This window comes from Bacillus sp. FSL E2-0195, from assembly GCF_038003645.1.
In the GTDB taxonomy this organism is placed as follows: Bacteria; Bacillota; Bacilli; order Bacillales; family Bacillaceae_G; genus Bacillus_A; species Bacillus_A mycoides.
Genome location: NZ_JBBOPN010000002.1, coordinates 457,854 through 475,341 on the forward strand (window position 1 = coordinate 457,854; position 17,488 = coordinate 475,341).

7 protein-coding genes and 2 pseudogenes are annotated in these 17,488 nt (G+C 33.8%); 1 reads left to right on the plus strand and 8 read right to left on the minus strand.

Going from position 1 to position 17,488, the window contains the following annotated elements; genetic code table 11:
• Window positions 1-316 precede the first annotated feature (316 nt).
• Window positions 317-424 (plus strand): annotated as a pseudogene (locus MHH59_RS30945) (IS3 family transposase); the annotation flags it as partial.
• A gap of 187 nt (window positions 425-611) precedes the next feature.
• On the opposite strand, the gene ltaE reads toward MHH59_RS30945, so the two are convergent.
• From ltaE to MHH59_RS30955, 8 genes and pseudogenes are all read right to left on the minus strand, one after another.
• Window positions 612-1,649: a low-specificity L-threonine aldolase gene (ltaE, locus tag MHH59_RS29705; protein ID WP_340853581.1), complete on the minus strand. Its 1,038-nt coding sequence runs from the start codon at window positions 1,647-1,649 to the stop codon at window positions 612-614.
• A gap of 15 nt (window positions 1,650-1,664) precedes the next feature.
• Entirely contained in the window at window positions 1,665-2,894 is a 1,230-nt protein-coding gene (locus MHH59_RS29710) for an ATP-grasp domain-containing protein (protein ID WP_340853583.1), read from the minus strand.
• A complete protein-coding gene (locus MHH59_RS29715; protein WP_340853585.1) occupies window positions 2,869-3,921 on the minus strand; it encodes a cysteine synthase family protein in 1,053 nt (350 codons plus the stop codon). Before MHH59_RS29715 ends, MHH59_RS29710 begins: the two co-directional genes overlap by 26 nt.
• Before the next feature lie 19 nt (window positions 3,922-3,940).
• Window positions 3,941-4,846 carry a GHMP family kinase ATP-binding protein gene (locus tag MHH59_RS29720; protein WP_340853586.1) on the minus strand — a complete coding sequence of 302 codons (906 nt, stop codon included), beginning with the start codon at window positions 4,844-4,846 and terminating at the stop codon, window positions 3,941-3,943.
• A gap of 6 nt (window positions 4,847-4,852) precedes the next feature.
• Entirely contained in the window at window positions 4,853-6,361 is a 1,509-nt protein-coding gene (locus MHH59_RS29725) for an argininosuccinate lyase (protein ID WP_340853588.1), read from the minus strand.
• Window positions 6,362-6,430: 69 nt separating this feature from the next.
• Entirely contained in the window at window positions 6,431-10,489 is a 4,059-nt protein-coding gene (locus MHH59_RS29730; protein WP_340853589.1) for a non-ribosomal peptide synthetase, read from the minus strand.
• The gene (locus tag MHH59_RS30950; protein ID WP_445290628.1) at window positions 10,486-12,414 is read right to left on the minus strand and encodes a non-ribosomal peptide synthetase; all 1,929 of its coding nucleotides are present in this window, start codon (window positions 12,412-12,414) and stop codon (window positions 10,486-10,488) included. The genes MHH59_RS29730 and MHH59_RS30950 overlap by 4 nt, the downstream gene beginning before the upstream one ends.
• Window positions 12,415-12,480: 66 nt before the next feature.
• Window positions 12,481-17,486: pseudogene (locus MHH59_RS30955) on the minus strand (amino acid adenylation domain-containing protein); the annotation flags it as partial.
• Window positions 17,487-17,488 lie beyond the last annotated feature (2 nt).

Below are 17,488 nucleotides of genomic sequence, written 5' to 3' on the forward strand. Positions count from 1 at the left end.
AAATTAGGGAACTGAAAGAATATATATTTAAGCGCCATTTTTAATCTTTACGATGCCTCTATTATTTGTTATGTATCGGGACATTGAAACAATAATTAATTGGTATTTCAAACATTCGAATAAATTATCACTATATTAAAATAATATTAACGTAGTGATTGAAGATATTAATATACATCACATGGGTTTAAGAGAAAAATTGAAAAAAAAATATAATTCATAGTATGTCACGTATAGGAAAATGTATAGATAATGGACCAATGAAATCGTTTTGAGGACCGTTATAGTGTGAAGGGTATTAACTAAAAATTATGAAGCATTACAACAAGCAATAGCTAATTATATCAAATACTACAATAACAAACGTTACCAAGAAAAATTAAGCAGCTTAACCCCATTAGAATACATGGTTCAAGCTGCTTAAAGTATTATTCTTATTTCCACTTTCTACTTGACAGTATGCTGTTCAAATATGAGTCAAAATGAATTGTACCTATTTGAAATAGACCTTTTATAAATTTCGTTATTTTAACACTCTAGTATAAAAAACATTCCATTATCTAAAGAGACTTTTAAAAAATAATTCATTCCAAATCCTTACTTTCAATAAGTTAATCTTTTAATATATCTGAAATAACCTGTAACGCTTGATCTAGATCCTTCTTAGTAATCCCTGCATGTGTTACTGCACGAATACGCCCGTGTCCAAATTCACCTATATTTACTCCTTGTTGATGAGCTTTTTGAACAAAATCATTCAAAGTAAATTTATTTCCTTTTAATTCAAATATAATAATGTTAGTATGAATAGAATTTAAATCAATATTAATACTTGGAATCTTTTTTAAACCTTCTGCAAAGTATTGAGCATTTGTATGATCCTCTGCCAATCGATCTACCATTTCGTTAAGAGCCACAATCCCTGCTGAAGCTATAATACCAGCTTGACGCATACTTCCTCCCAGCATTTTTCTTATTCTTCGGACTTTTTTAACAAATATTGAACTCCCTACTACAATAGAACCTATTGGAGCTGAAAGACCTTTAGATAAACAGAACTGCACTGAATCAGAAAATTTAGCAATCTCTGAGGGTGATATATTTAATGCTACTGCCGCATTAAATATCCGAGCACCATCCATATGAAGAGGAATACCTTTATGTTGAGTATAGGCATAAAGTTCTTCTAAATACTCAAGTGGCAACACTGCACCACCACAACGATTTTGAGGATTTTCAATACAAACTAATGAGGGTAAAGCAAACTGAGGATCCTCTAGATCATCTGGAAATGCCTTTTCTAAATCGTTAATTAATAAACGCCCGTCTCTCTGTGTCTGAATCGGTTCATAGACAATACCTCCACAAATGGTTGCACCACCAGCTTCATATATATATATATCTGATTCATTACCAACTATAGCTTTAGTCCCACGGGGACAATGTGCCATAAGTGTCGCTAGATTTGCCATGGTCCCACTAGGCATAAAACACCCTGCCTCTTTATTTAATATTCTAGCTGCTAATTTTTCCAATTCATGAACAGTTGGATCCTCACCATAAATATCATCTCCTAAAACTGCATTCGACATTGTTTTTAGCATTTTGTCAGTTGGTAAAGTAAATGTATCACTTCTTAATTCTATCATTTTAATCGCTCCTTTTTAATTTCCTACCATTATTTCTAGTTTTTCTATAGATTTATTAAGTCGTGCTTCCGTTTCTTCATACGAATTTCCTTCAACTATTACATAACCTAGTCGATCATAGGCATTTTTTGGTGAGATAACCTTATCCCCTCGATTAATATTAATATTGACTTGGTTGACACCTTGAAGTGTTCTAACTTTTTCAATACCCCTAATATCATTTAATATTCCATCTAAATCAGAAACTATAAATTTAATTCCAGCATATTTCTGATAATTTAATATTGGTTCTTTATATTTCCCTACTGCCAATAGTAGTTGATATTCTAACATATCAATTCCTGTAGAAATTTGAATAAGTTTGGGTATCATTCCTCCAGCAAGCCTTGCATTAATTTCTATAATAGCGCAACCCTGAGGAGTAAGCTTGACCTCTGTATGAGTTGGTCCATTAGTTATTCCTACTGCTTTAAGTGCGTCTTCAACAGTGTTTTGAATTTTCCGAGTAACATCAATTGGTAACTTTGCTGGAAACACATGTTGATGCTCCACGAAGTGTGGAAATCCTATCAATTTTTTTTCAGTAATACCAACGCATATCCCCTTTCCCTCAAAAGAAAATATTTCAACACTATACTCTGGAGCATCAATAAATTCTTCTAAAAGGACTGTCTGTGCTGTTGCTTGTCCACGGGAATTCTTTTTCCATGATAAAATTTCTAAGGTTTGCTCTTTAACCTCTGCAACAGTTTTACAGAATCGTACTCCATTTGAACCACTATCATCAACTGGTTTTACAATACAAGGAAGACCAATAATATTAAGAGATTTATTTATATCTGAAATAGAAGTAACTTCTTCAAATTTTGGTTGCCTAACTTTACCCTCTTTTAAACACTTTCTTGTTTCTAGCTTATTTCGACAGTTACGTATCGCTTGTACAGAATTCCTAGGTAGACTATATTTATGCGCTAATTCAGATACAATTTCTAAATAAAATTCACTGGTGGTAGTAATACCTTGAATTTTATCTACTTCTAAATTATTATTTATAGTTTCGTATAAAATTTCAATGTTATTCGTATCACAGGTGAATATTGAACATTCTGCCTTTTCTAGGCCAATATATCGATCTGGATTATTAGTAATAAAGACAGGTGAAAAACCACATAATTTAGCTTTATTTAAAGCTAGCATCCCAGTCCCCGTTGTATTAGCTTCAATAAATACAAGTATGTTCTGCATTTCTTGCTTCTCCTTTCAAGGTTGCAAAAGACCATGATTTTACTACTGAACCATATGGTACTTCGCCTGGATTAACTGGTAACGAAAATACATCAATGTCTTTATCCTTCAAATATTTATCATTAAAAATAGTATTAAAATATCTATCACCACGATCAGGAAAAATTGCCACGACTTTTGATTCCTTTGATATTTTATGACTAAACCAACGAGAAACTGCATAAACCGAACCAGAACTATTTCCAGCAAATATTTTTTCTTTATGTGCTAACTCTAATGTTGCAGAAAAAGCTTCTTCATCATTTAACCAATGAATCTCATTGATGATAGAATGTTCTAAATTTGGTGGAATCAAACTATTTCCTAATCCTCCCTGCAAACGATAGGGTTGATCAGGTTGTCCAAATAAGACGCTGCCCACACAATCCACTGCTACAACATGCAAATTAGGATTTTTTTTTCGCAATTCCTTCGCAGTTCCACAAAGTGATCCACCGCTTCCTATTGATCCTATTAATACATCCACATGATGTAAATCCCCAATAAGCTCATTTGCTAATTCGCTATAAGCGTTGGGGTTTTCTGGGTTTTCATATTGACGTGGCCAAAAGGCTCCTGGATAATCTTTCATGAGTTCTTTTAATTTTTCTAAACGGGCACTTTGCCAGCCTTGACTGGTCATTTTTTCTACAATATGTACCTTACACCCCATTGCATTTAATTTCGATAAAGTAATTGGATCAATACGTGGGTCAGTAACAATATGAACTGGATGACCTAAATATGTACCAACTAAAGCAACCCCCAGCGCCATCGTTCCCGAAGAACTTTCAATAATAGGGACACCATCAGGTAATATCCCTTGTTTTTTTGCCTTAATGATTATTTGTTTTGCAACACGATCCTTCATTCCAAATGGATTCATCGACTCAAGTTTGGCATATACTGATCCTATCGAGTCTTGATCTAATTGAAGTTTAACTAACGGTGTCTTACCAATTGCTTGAATAATATTTTCAGCTAGCATACTTTTACCTTCCCTTCTCTTAGTTCCACGATTGGTAAATTGTGAATTTTTTAAATCTTTTACTTATACGTTCAGAAACAGTGTGCAACTGCTCTTTGTACTTCTCATTATCCGGTGAAAGCAGTATCCCTAAGCACGTTCCACTATGTGCCACAACAACTCCAAGGCCACCAACTTCTTCACATATGGAAATCAATTCATTAAGGGACTGTTTAGGTCTGAGTTTTTGATTAAGTATGGCACTTCGAGAAGCTACCTCACCAATAGTAAAGACATCTTGATTTTGAATTGCAGTAGAAATTGTACTTAATAATTCACGATATTCCATTTTATCTTCTGCTGTAAAAGGCTTAACAATTTTATTAAATTCTATAGTGTCTACTTCTCCCCCCTCATCAGTACTTACAATCGTCAGCGGTGGTAAGTTACCAAGGAATTTATGTAACTGTACTTTTTTATGATAAAAAGAAACTGTACCTTCATACATCACACCATCCGATGGTTCAATTTCAGACATAAATATTTGAAGTTGAGCAATAGGAATTTTAATGTCATAACAATCCTCTATTGCTCTAGCAACTGCTACAAGATCAGCTGAAGAGCTTGCTAGCCCTTTACCAGAAGGTATCTCGCAATTAATTACTAAAGTTCCACCCTTGGGAAGGTTATAATAATCAAGAATTCGATTAGCTAACTTCTTAGCCTTAATTTTAAATACAGGAAAAACCTCTATTGTCGATTCCTTTGTTCGAACTGTAAATTTAGCATAAGAAAAGCGAGAAATAGGGAGTGTGACAAGAAAATCTACATCCCCCTCGGGAAGAACACCTTGAAGCAATTCACCAAATGTTCCAAAGGCTATCCCCTCTCCACTTAGGACAGTTTTTATTGTTTTTTCAAGATTATCGCAGACTTTAACAGCCATCACTTCTCACCCTTTACTACAAAAATAGGAATCAATTCTTTCATACGCTTCCTTAATTTGTTTCTGTTGTAGACACCATTGTTTACGTATTTGTTTAATTTGTTCTTCTTGTACTTTAATTAATTTCATGACTTCCTTTGGACTAGTTGCCCCAGCTGTATTCTTTCCAATTAAATTTTGTTGAGGATCGAACGCCTCTCTTATTAAATTTTCAGGAATACCAATCTTATAACCTTGCTCCTGACAAACTTGCTCAAGCAGTTTATAGTTTACTTCTGATGGTTTCAATTGCTCATCCATAACCAGTACAATATAACGCCCCACTATAGCCTGTGCTTCTCGATAAGGAATTCCCTCATGTAGTGTTAAACAATTAGCTAGAGCAAAACCGCCAAAGTAATCATTTATACAAATTTCTTTCATTCGTTCTTCTTTGAATTCTATATTTTCCATTACTGTGGTAAAAATCTTTAATATTGAACGTGTTGTTTTAAATAATGTAATTAGATTACTATTAGCCTCTTTAGAGACTTCGACTAAGTTTGTAAAAGCCGTATTCCTTTGTCCCATAATTAAATCTAAGTAATAAGTAGAAATATGAGCAGTTTTACCACGTATTCTTTCCAGAATAGTGAAATTTTTCTTTTGAGGCATTGCTGATGATATGCCCGAAAGCTGATCCGGAAGATCAATAAATCCATATTCTCCACTGCCCCATTGAATTAAATCTGTTACAAACCTGCTTAAAAAAACACTAAATGTGGAGAGTTCTCCCGCTATTCGTAGGGCCCACTCTCTTGAAGCAACTGATATCAATGCATGATTTTGTATATTATCAAAACCTAGCATTTTGGCCATAGTTTGGCGATCCCAATCAAGTTCTAATCCGGACATCGCACCAGTTCCTAGCGGACTCTTGTTAATTCTATTGTAAATAAATAAGAGATTCTTTAATAATTCAATAACTTGTTCAGTGACTGCCGAAAGATAGAATCCCGGGCTAATTATTTGAGCAGCTTGATAATGAGTATAACCTGGCATTAACATTGAGCTGGTAAGCTCCGATACGTGATGCACAACATCTATAAATTCAAATAAATCTTCAATAATTAAAAATACTTGTTCTCGTGCAAACATTAACTGAGCACATGCCTGAAAATCATTACGACTACGATCCATATGCCAAGCTGGCACTGGTTCTGATATCCTTTGGTTTACAAATTGTTCTATAGCAAATGCTATATCAGACATATTATTAGTTAAATCTGCACATAATGTCTCCTGATTGATTTGATTCAGTAAAGTAAATATTTCATCCACAGATTTTTTTTTTATTAATTTCATACGTTGATATTCTAGCAGCATTACTTTTTCAATTAGTATATATCCATTTAAAAAGTAGTTAATTTCGTAATTAAATTGAGGCTCTAGAATTTCCTTATGTAACAACATACTTGGGTTGCTTTTTATTCTACCTGTAAAGGTATTTTTTTTAAAATTCTCTTGCATCTGCATATCTACCAACCTTCCTAAAATTAATTGAGACCGATATAAGAATTAGCTGCTGTAAGACCATATCGCGAATTACACCGTTAAGTAATTTAATGCTTTCTTTATACTTTCTGCTAAGGTAATAACATGTGGTGGAGTATTTAAATTATGATGGTTTCCTGTTATTTCAAATACATGTAACTTACCTAATGTACGATTAGACCAATCTTGCGATTTAACCAAAGGAAGTGGATCTACAGATGAAGTCTCTGATACCTTATATAAACAAATATCAGAATGTATTTTTCCGATATAAGTATAATTGTCCTTTGCATATGCATTAGATACTGCAACTTGCATCTTTCTTTGAAACGTGATTGGATTCTCTCCTCTTGGTAATTGATTAAGCTCCTGAGCTCGATTCAAAATTAGAGATAATAGTTTTTCTTCATCATAATTTTGAGATACTACATCTTCCAATCCAATTGATGATGCTACCTGACTCAAAACTCGGATATGTGGTGGTTTATTACTAGTACTTATAGTAGTTGGAATAGTATCAATCAAACCTAAAAACTCAACTTTTTCTCCTATCATTTCAAGCTGTCGAGTCATTTCATATGCTACATTACCACCAAATGACCAGCCCGCTAATCGATATGGCCCATGCGGAACAACTTTTTTGATTTCTTTAATATAATGTGTTGCCATAGTTTCAATGCTTTGTAATGGTGTTTCATCAGATTCGTATCCTACTGACTGTAAACCATAAACTTTTTCTTTTTCCCCTAAAGATTTTACCAAGTGAAAATAACCGAATATGCCACCTCCACCGGGATGTATTAGGAAAAGCGGTCTACTTCCCTCTTGTCCCTCTTGAATTGGAACCATACAACTACTATGCGCTATTACTGTTTTACCTCTAAGAAAATCGCATAGCTCTATCACAGTAGGTTTTTTGAATAATATAGCTAGTGGTAAATCAATATCAAAATACTCATTAAATGTAGCTAATAATTCTAAAGCTTTTAAAGAATGTCCACCAAGCTCAAAAAAATTATCAAATATACCTATATTTTTTCTCTGTAATATTTCTTCCCACAGATTAACCATTTTTAACTCTACCTGATCTCGTGGAGCTGCGTAACTATCATTAAGTTCTAGTTTATTGATATTAGTCTTTTTTAATAATCCTCTATCTATTTTCCCATTTATAGTGAGTGGCATAGTATCCAGTTTTTCGAATACAGAAGGTATCATATACTCCGGTAAATATCCCCTTAAATATTCACGCAGCTCATTACTTGATAACACTTGATTTTCTTTAAATGTTATATATGCCACTAAACGTTTATCTTTCGTTTTATCTTCTTGAATTAATACCGCTGTTGAATCTACTACAGGATGTTGAGACAATAATGTCTCAATTTCTCCTAATTCTATTCGATACCCTCTAACCTTAACTTGATCATCCATTCGGCCTAAAAATTCTATATTTCCATCTCCTAAATAACGACCTAAATCTCCTGTTTTATATAACCTTGCTCCTTGTCTTCCACTAAAAGAATCTATAATAAATTTTTCTGTAGTCAATTCAGGCTGATTCAAATATCCACGTGCTACTCCTTCTCCTCCAATATAAATCTCACCTTTTACACCAACTGGTACTTGTTGTAGGTTTTTATCTAATATATAAATTTGCGCATTAGATATAGGACGTCCTATTGGAACTTGTCCACTTATAGACGTATCCGATGAAACTTCGTATGTAGAACATCCAACTACAGTTTCTGTTGGACCATACTCATTTATTAATCGGGTGTTAGGTGCATACTTTCTCCATAATGCAGTATTCTCTTCAAAAAGTGGCTCGCCACCAATTACAATTGTATGTGCCTTTCCAGCAAACTCTTCTGGCTTAAGTTGCTGACTTAAAAGTTTTAAATGTGCTGGTGTTATTTTAAGTAAACTCAAGGACTTACTCCCCTTAATAATTTCACCAAATGCTTCAATATCAGCTGATTCTGGTATTAACATAACCTCTTTCCCTACTAATAATGATGGGAATATACTTGTGATGGTTAAATCAAAGCTAAGAGAAGAATGAACAATCGTTCCTACGCCATGTGTGACGTCATATTCTTTAATACACCAAACAAGATAGTTAGTGAGACTATAGTGTTGTATCATGACACCTTTCGGTCTTCCCGTTGAGCCAGAAGTATAAATAACATATGCCAAATTATTAGATGTTACTCTACTTACAAAGTTATTTTTACTTTCTTGTGAAATTTCTTCCCACTGTCTGTCTAAACAAATTACATTTTCATTCAATTGAGAAAATAAGGGAATTAACTTTTGTTGCGTTAATAAAAGTGACACTTGAGAATCCTTAAGCATATAGGCAATCCGATCCTTCGGATAAGTAGGATCAATTGGGACATACGCTCCACCTACTTTATGAATACCTAAAATCCCAATAATCATCTCACAAGAACGCTCTAAACAAATTCCAACTAAAACTTCAGGACCAATCCCCTGTTTCTTTAAATAATGAGCTAACTGATTAGCACGGTTATTTAACTCTCTATATGTCAATTTTTCCTCTTCAAAAGACACGGCAATTGCATCTGGAGTCTTCTCTACTTGTTCCTCAAATAATTCATGGAAACATTTTTCTTTTGGATATGGTGTCAAAGTATTATTCCAATTAAGTAAAGTATCATTTTCATGCTCACTCAATAAAGATAATTTAGCAATTAGTTGGTCTGGGTTATTTACTATCCCTAATAGTAGAATACAAAAATGTTCTATCATTCGTTCAATGGTTTTCAGATCAAATAAATCCATATTGTATTCAAGATACCCGATTAAACTATCAGTCTCTTCTTCATCCATAAAAGTTAGAGTTAAATCAAATTTTGCCGCCTCTCTATAAATAGATATCGATTCAACTGTTAAATCTGACATCGTTGCAGGTTTTATTGGTGCATTTTGATACTGAAACATTACTCTAAATAATGGAGATTGACTCATTCCCCTATCAGGCTTTAGCTCTTCAACTAACCTATCAAAAGGGTAATCCTGATGAGTGTAGGATTCTAATGCCGCTTCACGAACTTGCCTTAACAGCTGTCGAAAAGTAAGATTTCCTGAAAAATTTGTTCTTAATACTAGGGTGTTTACAAAAAATCCAATTAAATTCTCAACTTCTTCTCTATCTCGATTTGCAATTGGCGTTCCTACTAGAATATCATCCTGCCCAGAATAACGATGAAGAAGGACATTATATGCTGCAAGTAATAACATATACAAAGTGCTACCTTCTTCTTTACATAATGACTTCAACTTTTCATTCAAATCTTTTGGGATTTTAAATTCGTATAAAGACCCCCTAAGGGATGGGCTATTAGATGGCGGTCGATCTGTTGGTAGTTCTAAAATCGGCAAGTCTCCTCCCAATTTCCCCTTCCAATATGCACCTTGTTTCTCTAATACTTCACCTTCTAGCCACTCACGTTGCCAAACTGCAAAATCTGTATATTGGATCGGGAGTTTAGGTAAAGGAGAATTTAGTCCCTTATTAATCGCTTCATATAATACGGTGAGTTCTTTTATTAATACCCCCATTGACCATCCATCTGAAATAATATGATGCGTGTTGACTACTAAGATGTGCTCAAGTGGATTTAATTTGATTAAAGTAAATCTAATCAACGGTCCCTTTGATAACATAAATGGTTTCTGAACTTCCTGTTTAGCTTTTTCAATTGCTAGATTTTCTCGTTCATCTTCCATTAAATCTGACAAATCAATTATTGGAATAGTTAACTTTTTATATGGATTAACATTTTGAACAGCTTTTCCTTTTTCACTGGAAATGGAGATTCGTAGAATATCATGTCGACGTAAAATCTCATTGAGACTTTTCTCTAAAACTTTAACATTCAGTAAACCGCATAACCGTAAAACAAGGGGGTAATTATACACAGGACTTCCCGGCATAAATTGTTCTAAAAACCACAATCTTTGTTGAGAAAAAGAAAGAGGGAAAGTGTTAAATCCCTCTGATTCATTTAGCAGTATCTTCTCTAAAAGCTTTCTACGCTCATCATGTGAAAGAGAGTCAATATTATTATCAATGCTACTCATTTTTTGTCTCCTTTGTTTGCTAATAAATTTTGTAATAAAATCGTTACTTCTTCATCAGACATATTATCAATTTTTTTTAACATATGCCCATTTCTTTTTGGGATAATGTTTTCTATAGAATCTATTCTTTTCTCTTGATCTTTTTTCTCAATAACTAATTTTGCTAAACCTGCAATTGTAGGTTCTTCAAATAGGCTCCTTACAGATAGTTCAATATTAAAACTTTTACGTAATCGAGAAATTACTTGCGTACCCAACAATGAATGACCTCCCAATTCAAAGAAGTTACTATGAATTCCGATCTCATTTAGCTCAAGAATTTCACACCAAATCTTAGAAATTCTCTCTTCTACTTTATTACGAGGCGCTTCATACTCTTCTACTTCCTTACTTATTGACGGTAACTGCGGTAACTGCTTCCGATTTACTTTTCCATTTGGAGTCAATGGTAAATGTTCTAAATAGGTAATGTGTGTAGGAATCATTACAGCAGGTAAAAACTTAGATATATAATTTTTTAATTCTTTTTTTGAAACTAAATTATCTTTCACAGGTACAACATACGCAGCTATGTTATCGTCTTTTTTATCATTTTTAAGATTAATTACTACACTAGACTTTACAGATGGATGTTGAGATATAATCGCATTTATTTCGTTTAAATCAATACGTACACCACGTATCTTGATTTGATCATCGTTTCTACCAATAATCTGAAGATTGTTATCCCATCGATAGTATCCTCTATCCCCCGTATAATACAGCAAATCTTCTTGATCATCCCTAAAGATATTTTTAATAAATCTTTTATTATTTCCTTCTATATCATTAATGTATCCCAACGTACGGAATGGCGTACGAATTACAATCTCACCCGGTTCATTTATACCGCAATTCATTCCATTTTCTGATAAAACGAGCACCTGAGTTTCAGGCATTGGTATACCAATCGGCTGAATACCAGGTAAAGGATTTTTAGGAACTATATAAAAACATTTTGCTAAGGTTGTTTCTGTTGGACCGTATAAATTCACAATATTACCGATTTTATCTGATGAATTGCGCAATCTTTTTACAAGAACATCGCTCAATGGTTCTCCTGCAAAAAATATCCATCGTAAAACATGCAAGCCTATATTGAAATCTGAATCTAAAAGCCATGATTGTGCTAACGATGGTACAGTATGAAGTATTGTTATTTTTTCACGTTCTAACCATGGCAATATATAGTCTGAACCCAAATCGTCAATTTTATCAGGTAAACAAAGAGTTGCACCTGATGTTAACGGTAAGAGAATATCTCTTAGTACTACATCAAAAGATAAATTAGTCAATTGAGCAATTCGATCCCTTGGCACAATATTAAACGTATGCATTTGCCAGTTTAGAAAATGACTTAGCCCTTTATGATTACCTAATACACCTTTAGGAATACCTGTTGTCCCAGAAGTGAAAAATATGTAAGCTGTATCTGTAGCGGATAATTTAGGAAGCTGAACTTTTTTATAGTCACATTTAATCTCTGTACCTATAAATTCATCCATTCCAGTTTTAATACTTATTACATTTAAACTTGGAATAAATTTCTCGAATTCCTCCGTATATTCAGATTGATTTACATTCAAAATGGTTTGACATTTCGCTTTTTTCATCATACTTAATTTACGATTCATAGGTAGATTTTTATCGATAAGGAGTAATACTCCTCCACTCATAAAAACTCCCAGTATAGATGCAACCACCTCAAAACTCCGTGAACCAACTACTCCTACTACTTCTCCTCGTTTAACTCCTTGTTCCACCAGTTTTTTTGCAATTAATATTGCCCTTGAATTTAGATTCTTATAAGTTAACACCTGTTTTCCCTGTGATAAAGCAGTGTGTTCTGGTTTTTTTTCTGCCCAAGATTGAAAATATTCCGACACCAATGGATAAGTTTCCTCTGGTAAACATTGTGTAATATCAGAACGAATTGATTCCGATTGTGATGTTATAAGTGAATAATTAATTATAGATTTTTCGGCATTTTCAACAAATTGTTTTATTAGATATTCCAGTTGCTTTAACATAATATTGATGAGTTCTTCTGAAAACAAATCCTCTTGATATACTAAATCGAATCGTACTCTATCTTGTTCTTCACCTATGTAAAGTGTAATTGGAAATTTAGCTAATGGCTTCTCCTCTTCAAGATAGCCTAGTATTAAATCTGAATTTCTCCATGAATTTTGCTCTATATGTGAAAAATTATTATAATTAACTATTATTTCAAACATTGAATTTCGATTTATCATTCGATCTGGATGTATTTCTTCCACTAATTTCTCGAATGGGACATCCTGATGAGCGTAAGCTTCTAAAGAAGTTTCTCGTATAAGCTTTAAAACCTCTCTAAATGTCTTATCTCCTGATAACTTCGTACGTAAAGGTAATGTATTGACAAAAAAACCTACTAAACCTTCAATTTCACTTCTATTACGGTTTGCTATTGGTGAACCAACTATGATATCCTCTTGTCCTGTATATCGATAAAGCAGCGTTTTAAATGCGGCTAGTAAGGTCATAAATAATGTTGTGCCTTCCTGTTTGCTTAAACTTCTTACTTTCTGAGTAAGTTGTTTCGAAAGGACGAGCTGTTGAACTGACCCTTGATATGTTTGTTTTACTGTCCTAGGACGATCGATCGGTAAATTTAGTACGGGAAGTTCCCCACTTAGCTGTTCTTTCCAATAAGCAAGCTGTTTTTCCAAAGTCCCTGCCTGTAACCAATCACGTTGCCATACCGCGAAGTCTGCGTATTGAATTGATAATTCTGATAAAGATGAAGGTCCTCCAGAACAAAAATCTTCATATAGTGTTGATAGTTCTTTTATAATTACATCCATTGACCAGCCATCTGAAATAATATGATGCATATTTAACATCAATATATGTTCTAATTCATCCATCTTTATTAGACATTCACGGATTAACGGGCCTTTATTTAAATCAAACGCCCGATGGGTTTCTTTCTTTATCAATTCATTTTTTTGGTATTCCTTTTTCTCTTTTACTAATTTTGTTAGATCAATGACCTCAATATTTTTTTGTTGAAATGGCGTAACCACTTGAACTGGTTTGCCTTCAACCTCCTTAAATACAGTTCTAAGGATTTCATGTCGACGAATAATTTCATTTATACTCTCATTTAATGCCTGTACATTTAATGATCCTTTAAAGAATATAGCTGCAGGAATATTATAAGAAACATTTCCTGGCTCTAACTGATCTAAAAACCATAGTCGTTGTTGCGCAAATGATAAAGGTAAGTTTTCCTCTCTCGTTACAGGTTGGATAGATAAATCCTGAGAATATGAACTATCTCTTTTCATTTTTTCTATATTATTCAGGATTCCTGCTACAGTTGGATTTTCAAAAAATGTTCGAAGAGGTAATTCTATTTGTAACACATCACGTATTCTTGATGTCACTTGTGTCGCTAATAATGAATGCCCCCCTAAGTCGAAAAAGTTATCATAAATACCAATTTTCTCAATTTTTAAAATCCCACTCCATATATCTACTAAAAGTTCTTCAATTGGACTGCGTGGTCCAACATATGTTACTTCTAATTCTAGGTTTATTTGGTCAGGCTCTGGTAATAACTTTTTGTCGACTTTCCCATTAGAATTCAATGGGAAAGAGTCCATCAATACAAATGCAGTGGGAATCATATATGCAGGTAATTTTTCTTTCAGATAATTCCTTAGTTCAAACACAGATAACTCATATTCCCGTTTTAAAATTACATAACCTACCAAATATTTATCCCTAGTTTCCTTATCAATGCGTGCCATAACCACTGTTTCCTGAACAGCTTGATGTTCTCCTAATACGCTTTCTATTTCCCCAAGTTCAATTCGAACCCCTCTAACCTTCACTTGATTATCCATTCTTTCTAGATAGTCTATATTACCGTCAGGAAGATATCTCACGAGATCTCCCGTTCTATATAACCTCTCGCCTTCTTTGAATGGATGGGAAATAAATCGTTCGGACGTTAATTCTGGACGATTCAAGTATCCCCTCGCTAGGCCTGCTCCTCCGATATAAAGTTCACCCATCACACCAACTGGAACTGGTAACCGATTTCTATCCAATACATAAGTTTGAACGTTCGGCAACGGACGACCAATTGTTACTCTCTTACTATCTTTTTTAATATGATAGCATGTTGCATCAACGGTACATTCTGTAGGGCCATATACATTATAAAAATCAATTTTATCAGCCTCTATTAGCTGTCCCCATAATGACGGCATAATCGCTTCACCGCCGACCAATACCTTACTTGGAACATGAACGCCATCGTACGTTTCTAATAATCCGACATCTATAAGTAATTGAAGTAATGAAGGTGTTATATCAAAGATTTCTAATTTGTTCTTCCGAATATAAGCTACAAACCGTTCCGGATCACTTCGAACTTCATTTGGAATAATATACAAACTTGAACCATACAACAGCATTTGTAATTGCTGAATAGATGCATCAAAGGCGACTGACGCATTTAAACCGACATGCATGTTAGATGGTATCTCATATTCGAAAATCTCTTTTTGTAAACCATGCGACAAGTTTATTACAGAATGATGCTGTATCAAGACACCCTTTGGATTTCCTGTCGATCCCGAAGTATAAATAACATACGCTAAGTTTTCTCCTGTTACTTCACATTTTGGTGAAAAAATGCTTTCTTGTGAAATCGTTGCTTGATCTCTATCTAGACAAACTATCTTGATTTCTTTAGGTATCCAGTCTTCTAATGACTCGTTCGTAACTAATACTTGAATTCCAGTGTCCTCCAAAATATATCGTAGGCGACTTTCTGGATATGATGGGTCCAATGGAACATATGCTGCTCCAGCCTTCCAAATCCCTATAATACCAACAATCATCTCAACTGAACGCTCGAAGCAAAGTCCAACCAATGATTCAGTCCCAATCCCACATTGCTGAAGATAGTGGGCCAATTGATTAGCACGGTTATTTAACTCTCTAAATGATATTGTTTCCTCTTCAAAAGCCACCGCAATTGCATCTGGAGTCTTCTCTACTTGTTTCTCAAATAATTCATGGAAACATTTATCTTTTGGATATTCTGTTTCTGTCTCATTCCATTCCAACAACATTTGTTGTTCGTGATCTGTTAAAAGAGGAAGCTCACTCAAACATTGATTTGGATTTTCTACAATCCCCTCTAATAACAAAGTAAAGTGCTCAATCATTTTTTCAATTGTATCTTGATTAAAGAGCTCTGTATTATATTCTATTGAACCCGAGAGTATCGTCTCTTCTTCTATCATAGATAAAGTTAAATCAAATTTGGATGTACCACTATGAATCTCAAGTTGTTCAATCTTTATTCCTGACATTTCTAAATTCTTCATAGAAGCATTCTGTAACACAAACATAACTTGAAATATTGGTGAAGTACTCATATCTCGATTAGGCTGCAAAACTTCAACTAGCTTCTCAAAAGGAAAATCTTGATGACTATAGCTTTCTAGTGACTCCTCACGTATGTTAGCTAACAGTTCTCTAAATTTCATATTTCCATTTATAGGCGTACGTATCACAAGTGTATTAACAAAAAAACCAATTAAATTTTCAATTTCTTCATAATTTCGATTAGCAATTGGAGACCCCACTAAAATATCTTCTTGACCCGTATAACGATAAATTAATGTCTTAAACACTGCTAACAGAGTCATGAATTCAGTTGCCCCTTCTTGTTGACTTAAGTTTCTAACTTTTTCAGCTAAGTCTTTAGAAAGTGCAAAATCTATAAATGCTCCTTTATATGTTTGCTTAGCGGACCTTGGTCTATCCGTTGGTAAATTTAGTATCGGTAAATCTCCATTTAGTTGTTTTTTCCAATATGAAAGCTGCTTCTCCAGAACCTCTCCTTGTAACCATTCTCTTTGCCAGACTGCAAAATCTGCATATTGAATTGGCAATTCTGGTAAAGATGAGGATCTCCGATTGGAGAAATCCTCATATAATATAGATAACTCTTTCGTAAATATGCCTGTTGACCAGCCGTCTGAAATAATATGATGCATATTTAACATTAAAACGTATTCATATGAGTTTATCTTTAATAGATTAACTCGAAATAGAGGGCCCTGTTTTAAATTAAAGGGTTTGCATGCCTCTTCTCTAATCAGAATATCCATTTGAAGTTTCTTTACTTCATCTCGATATTCTGTTAAATCTGAACAAGGAATACTTCTTTTCTGAAACCCGTTAATCACCTGTACAGGTTTATTTTCTACTTCATCAAAAGTAGTTCTAAGTATCTCATGCCTTCTTATAATTTCATTTATACTTTGTTCCAACACTTTTATATCGAGATTACCGGTTAGATGTAGTGTAATTGGAATATTATACAATGCACTCTCTTTTTCCAATTGATCAAAAAACCATAATCGATTCTGAGCAAAAGATAAAGGAATAGCTTCCTGGTGTACACGCTTAGGAATAATTGGATCATTATTTATTTTTTTCCCACGTAATCTTTTTTTTAACAAAGCTCGTTTTGCTTCTGAAAGATTTATCTGATTTGTTACCATGCCATCTCCCATGTTTCTATTCCCCTTTTTTATTATTTAAGTAACTTATTAGTCTCTTCTTCAGTTAATTGGTCTATTTCTTGAATAATATACTCTACAATTTCCTTACCTAACTCTAATATGGTAGGTTTTTCAAAAATTGCTCTTACCGGAATATTAACTTCAAATATTTTACGAATTTTAGAGATTACTTGTGTAGCTAATAAAGAATGTCCCCCAAGTTCAAAAAAGTTATCATGTATGCCAATCTTCTCAATACCAAGAACTTGTTTCCAGATATCTACCAATAAAATTTCCTCTTCATTACTAGGAGCCACATACTTTTGTTCTGTTTCTATTTTACTTAGGTCAGGAACTGGTAAATATTTACGATCAACTTTTCCAC

Coding starts and splice junctions, on each gene's coding strand:
- ltaE (WP_340853581.1), bottom strand. CDS start 1,649: ATGATAGAATTAAGAAGTGATACATTTACTTTACCAACTGACAAAATG.
- MHH59_RS29710 (WP_340853583.1), bottom strand. CDS start 2,894: ATGCAGAACATACTTGTATTTATTGAAGCTAATACAACGGGGACTGGG.
- MHH59_RS29715 (WP_340853585.1), bottom strand. CDS start 3,921: ATGCTAGCTGAAAATATTATTCAAGCAATTGGTAAGACACCGTTAGTT.
- MHH59_RS29720 (WP_340853586.1), bottom strand. CDS start 4,846: ATGGCTGTTAAAGTCTGCGATAATCTTGAAAAAACAATAAAAACTGTC.
- MHH59_RS29725 (WP_340853588.1), bottom strand. CDS start 6,361: ATGCAGATGCAAGAGAATTTTAAAAAAAATACCTTTACAGGTAGAATA.
- MHH59_RS29730 (WP_340853589.1), bottom strand. CDS start 10,489: ATGAGTAGCATTGATAATAATATTGACTCTCTTTCACATGATGAGCGT.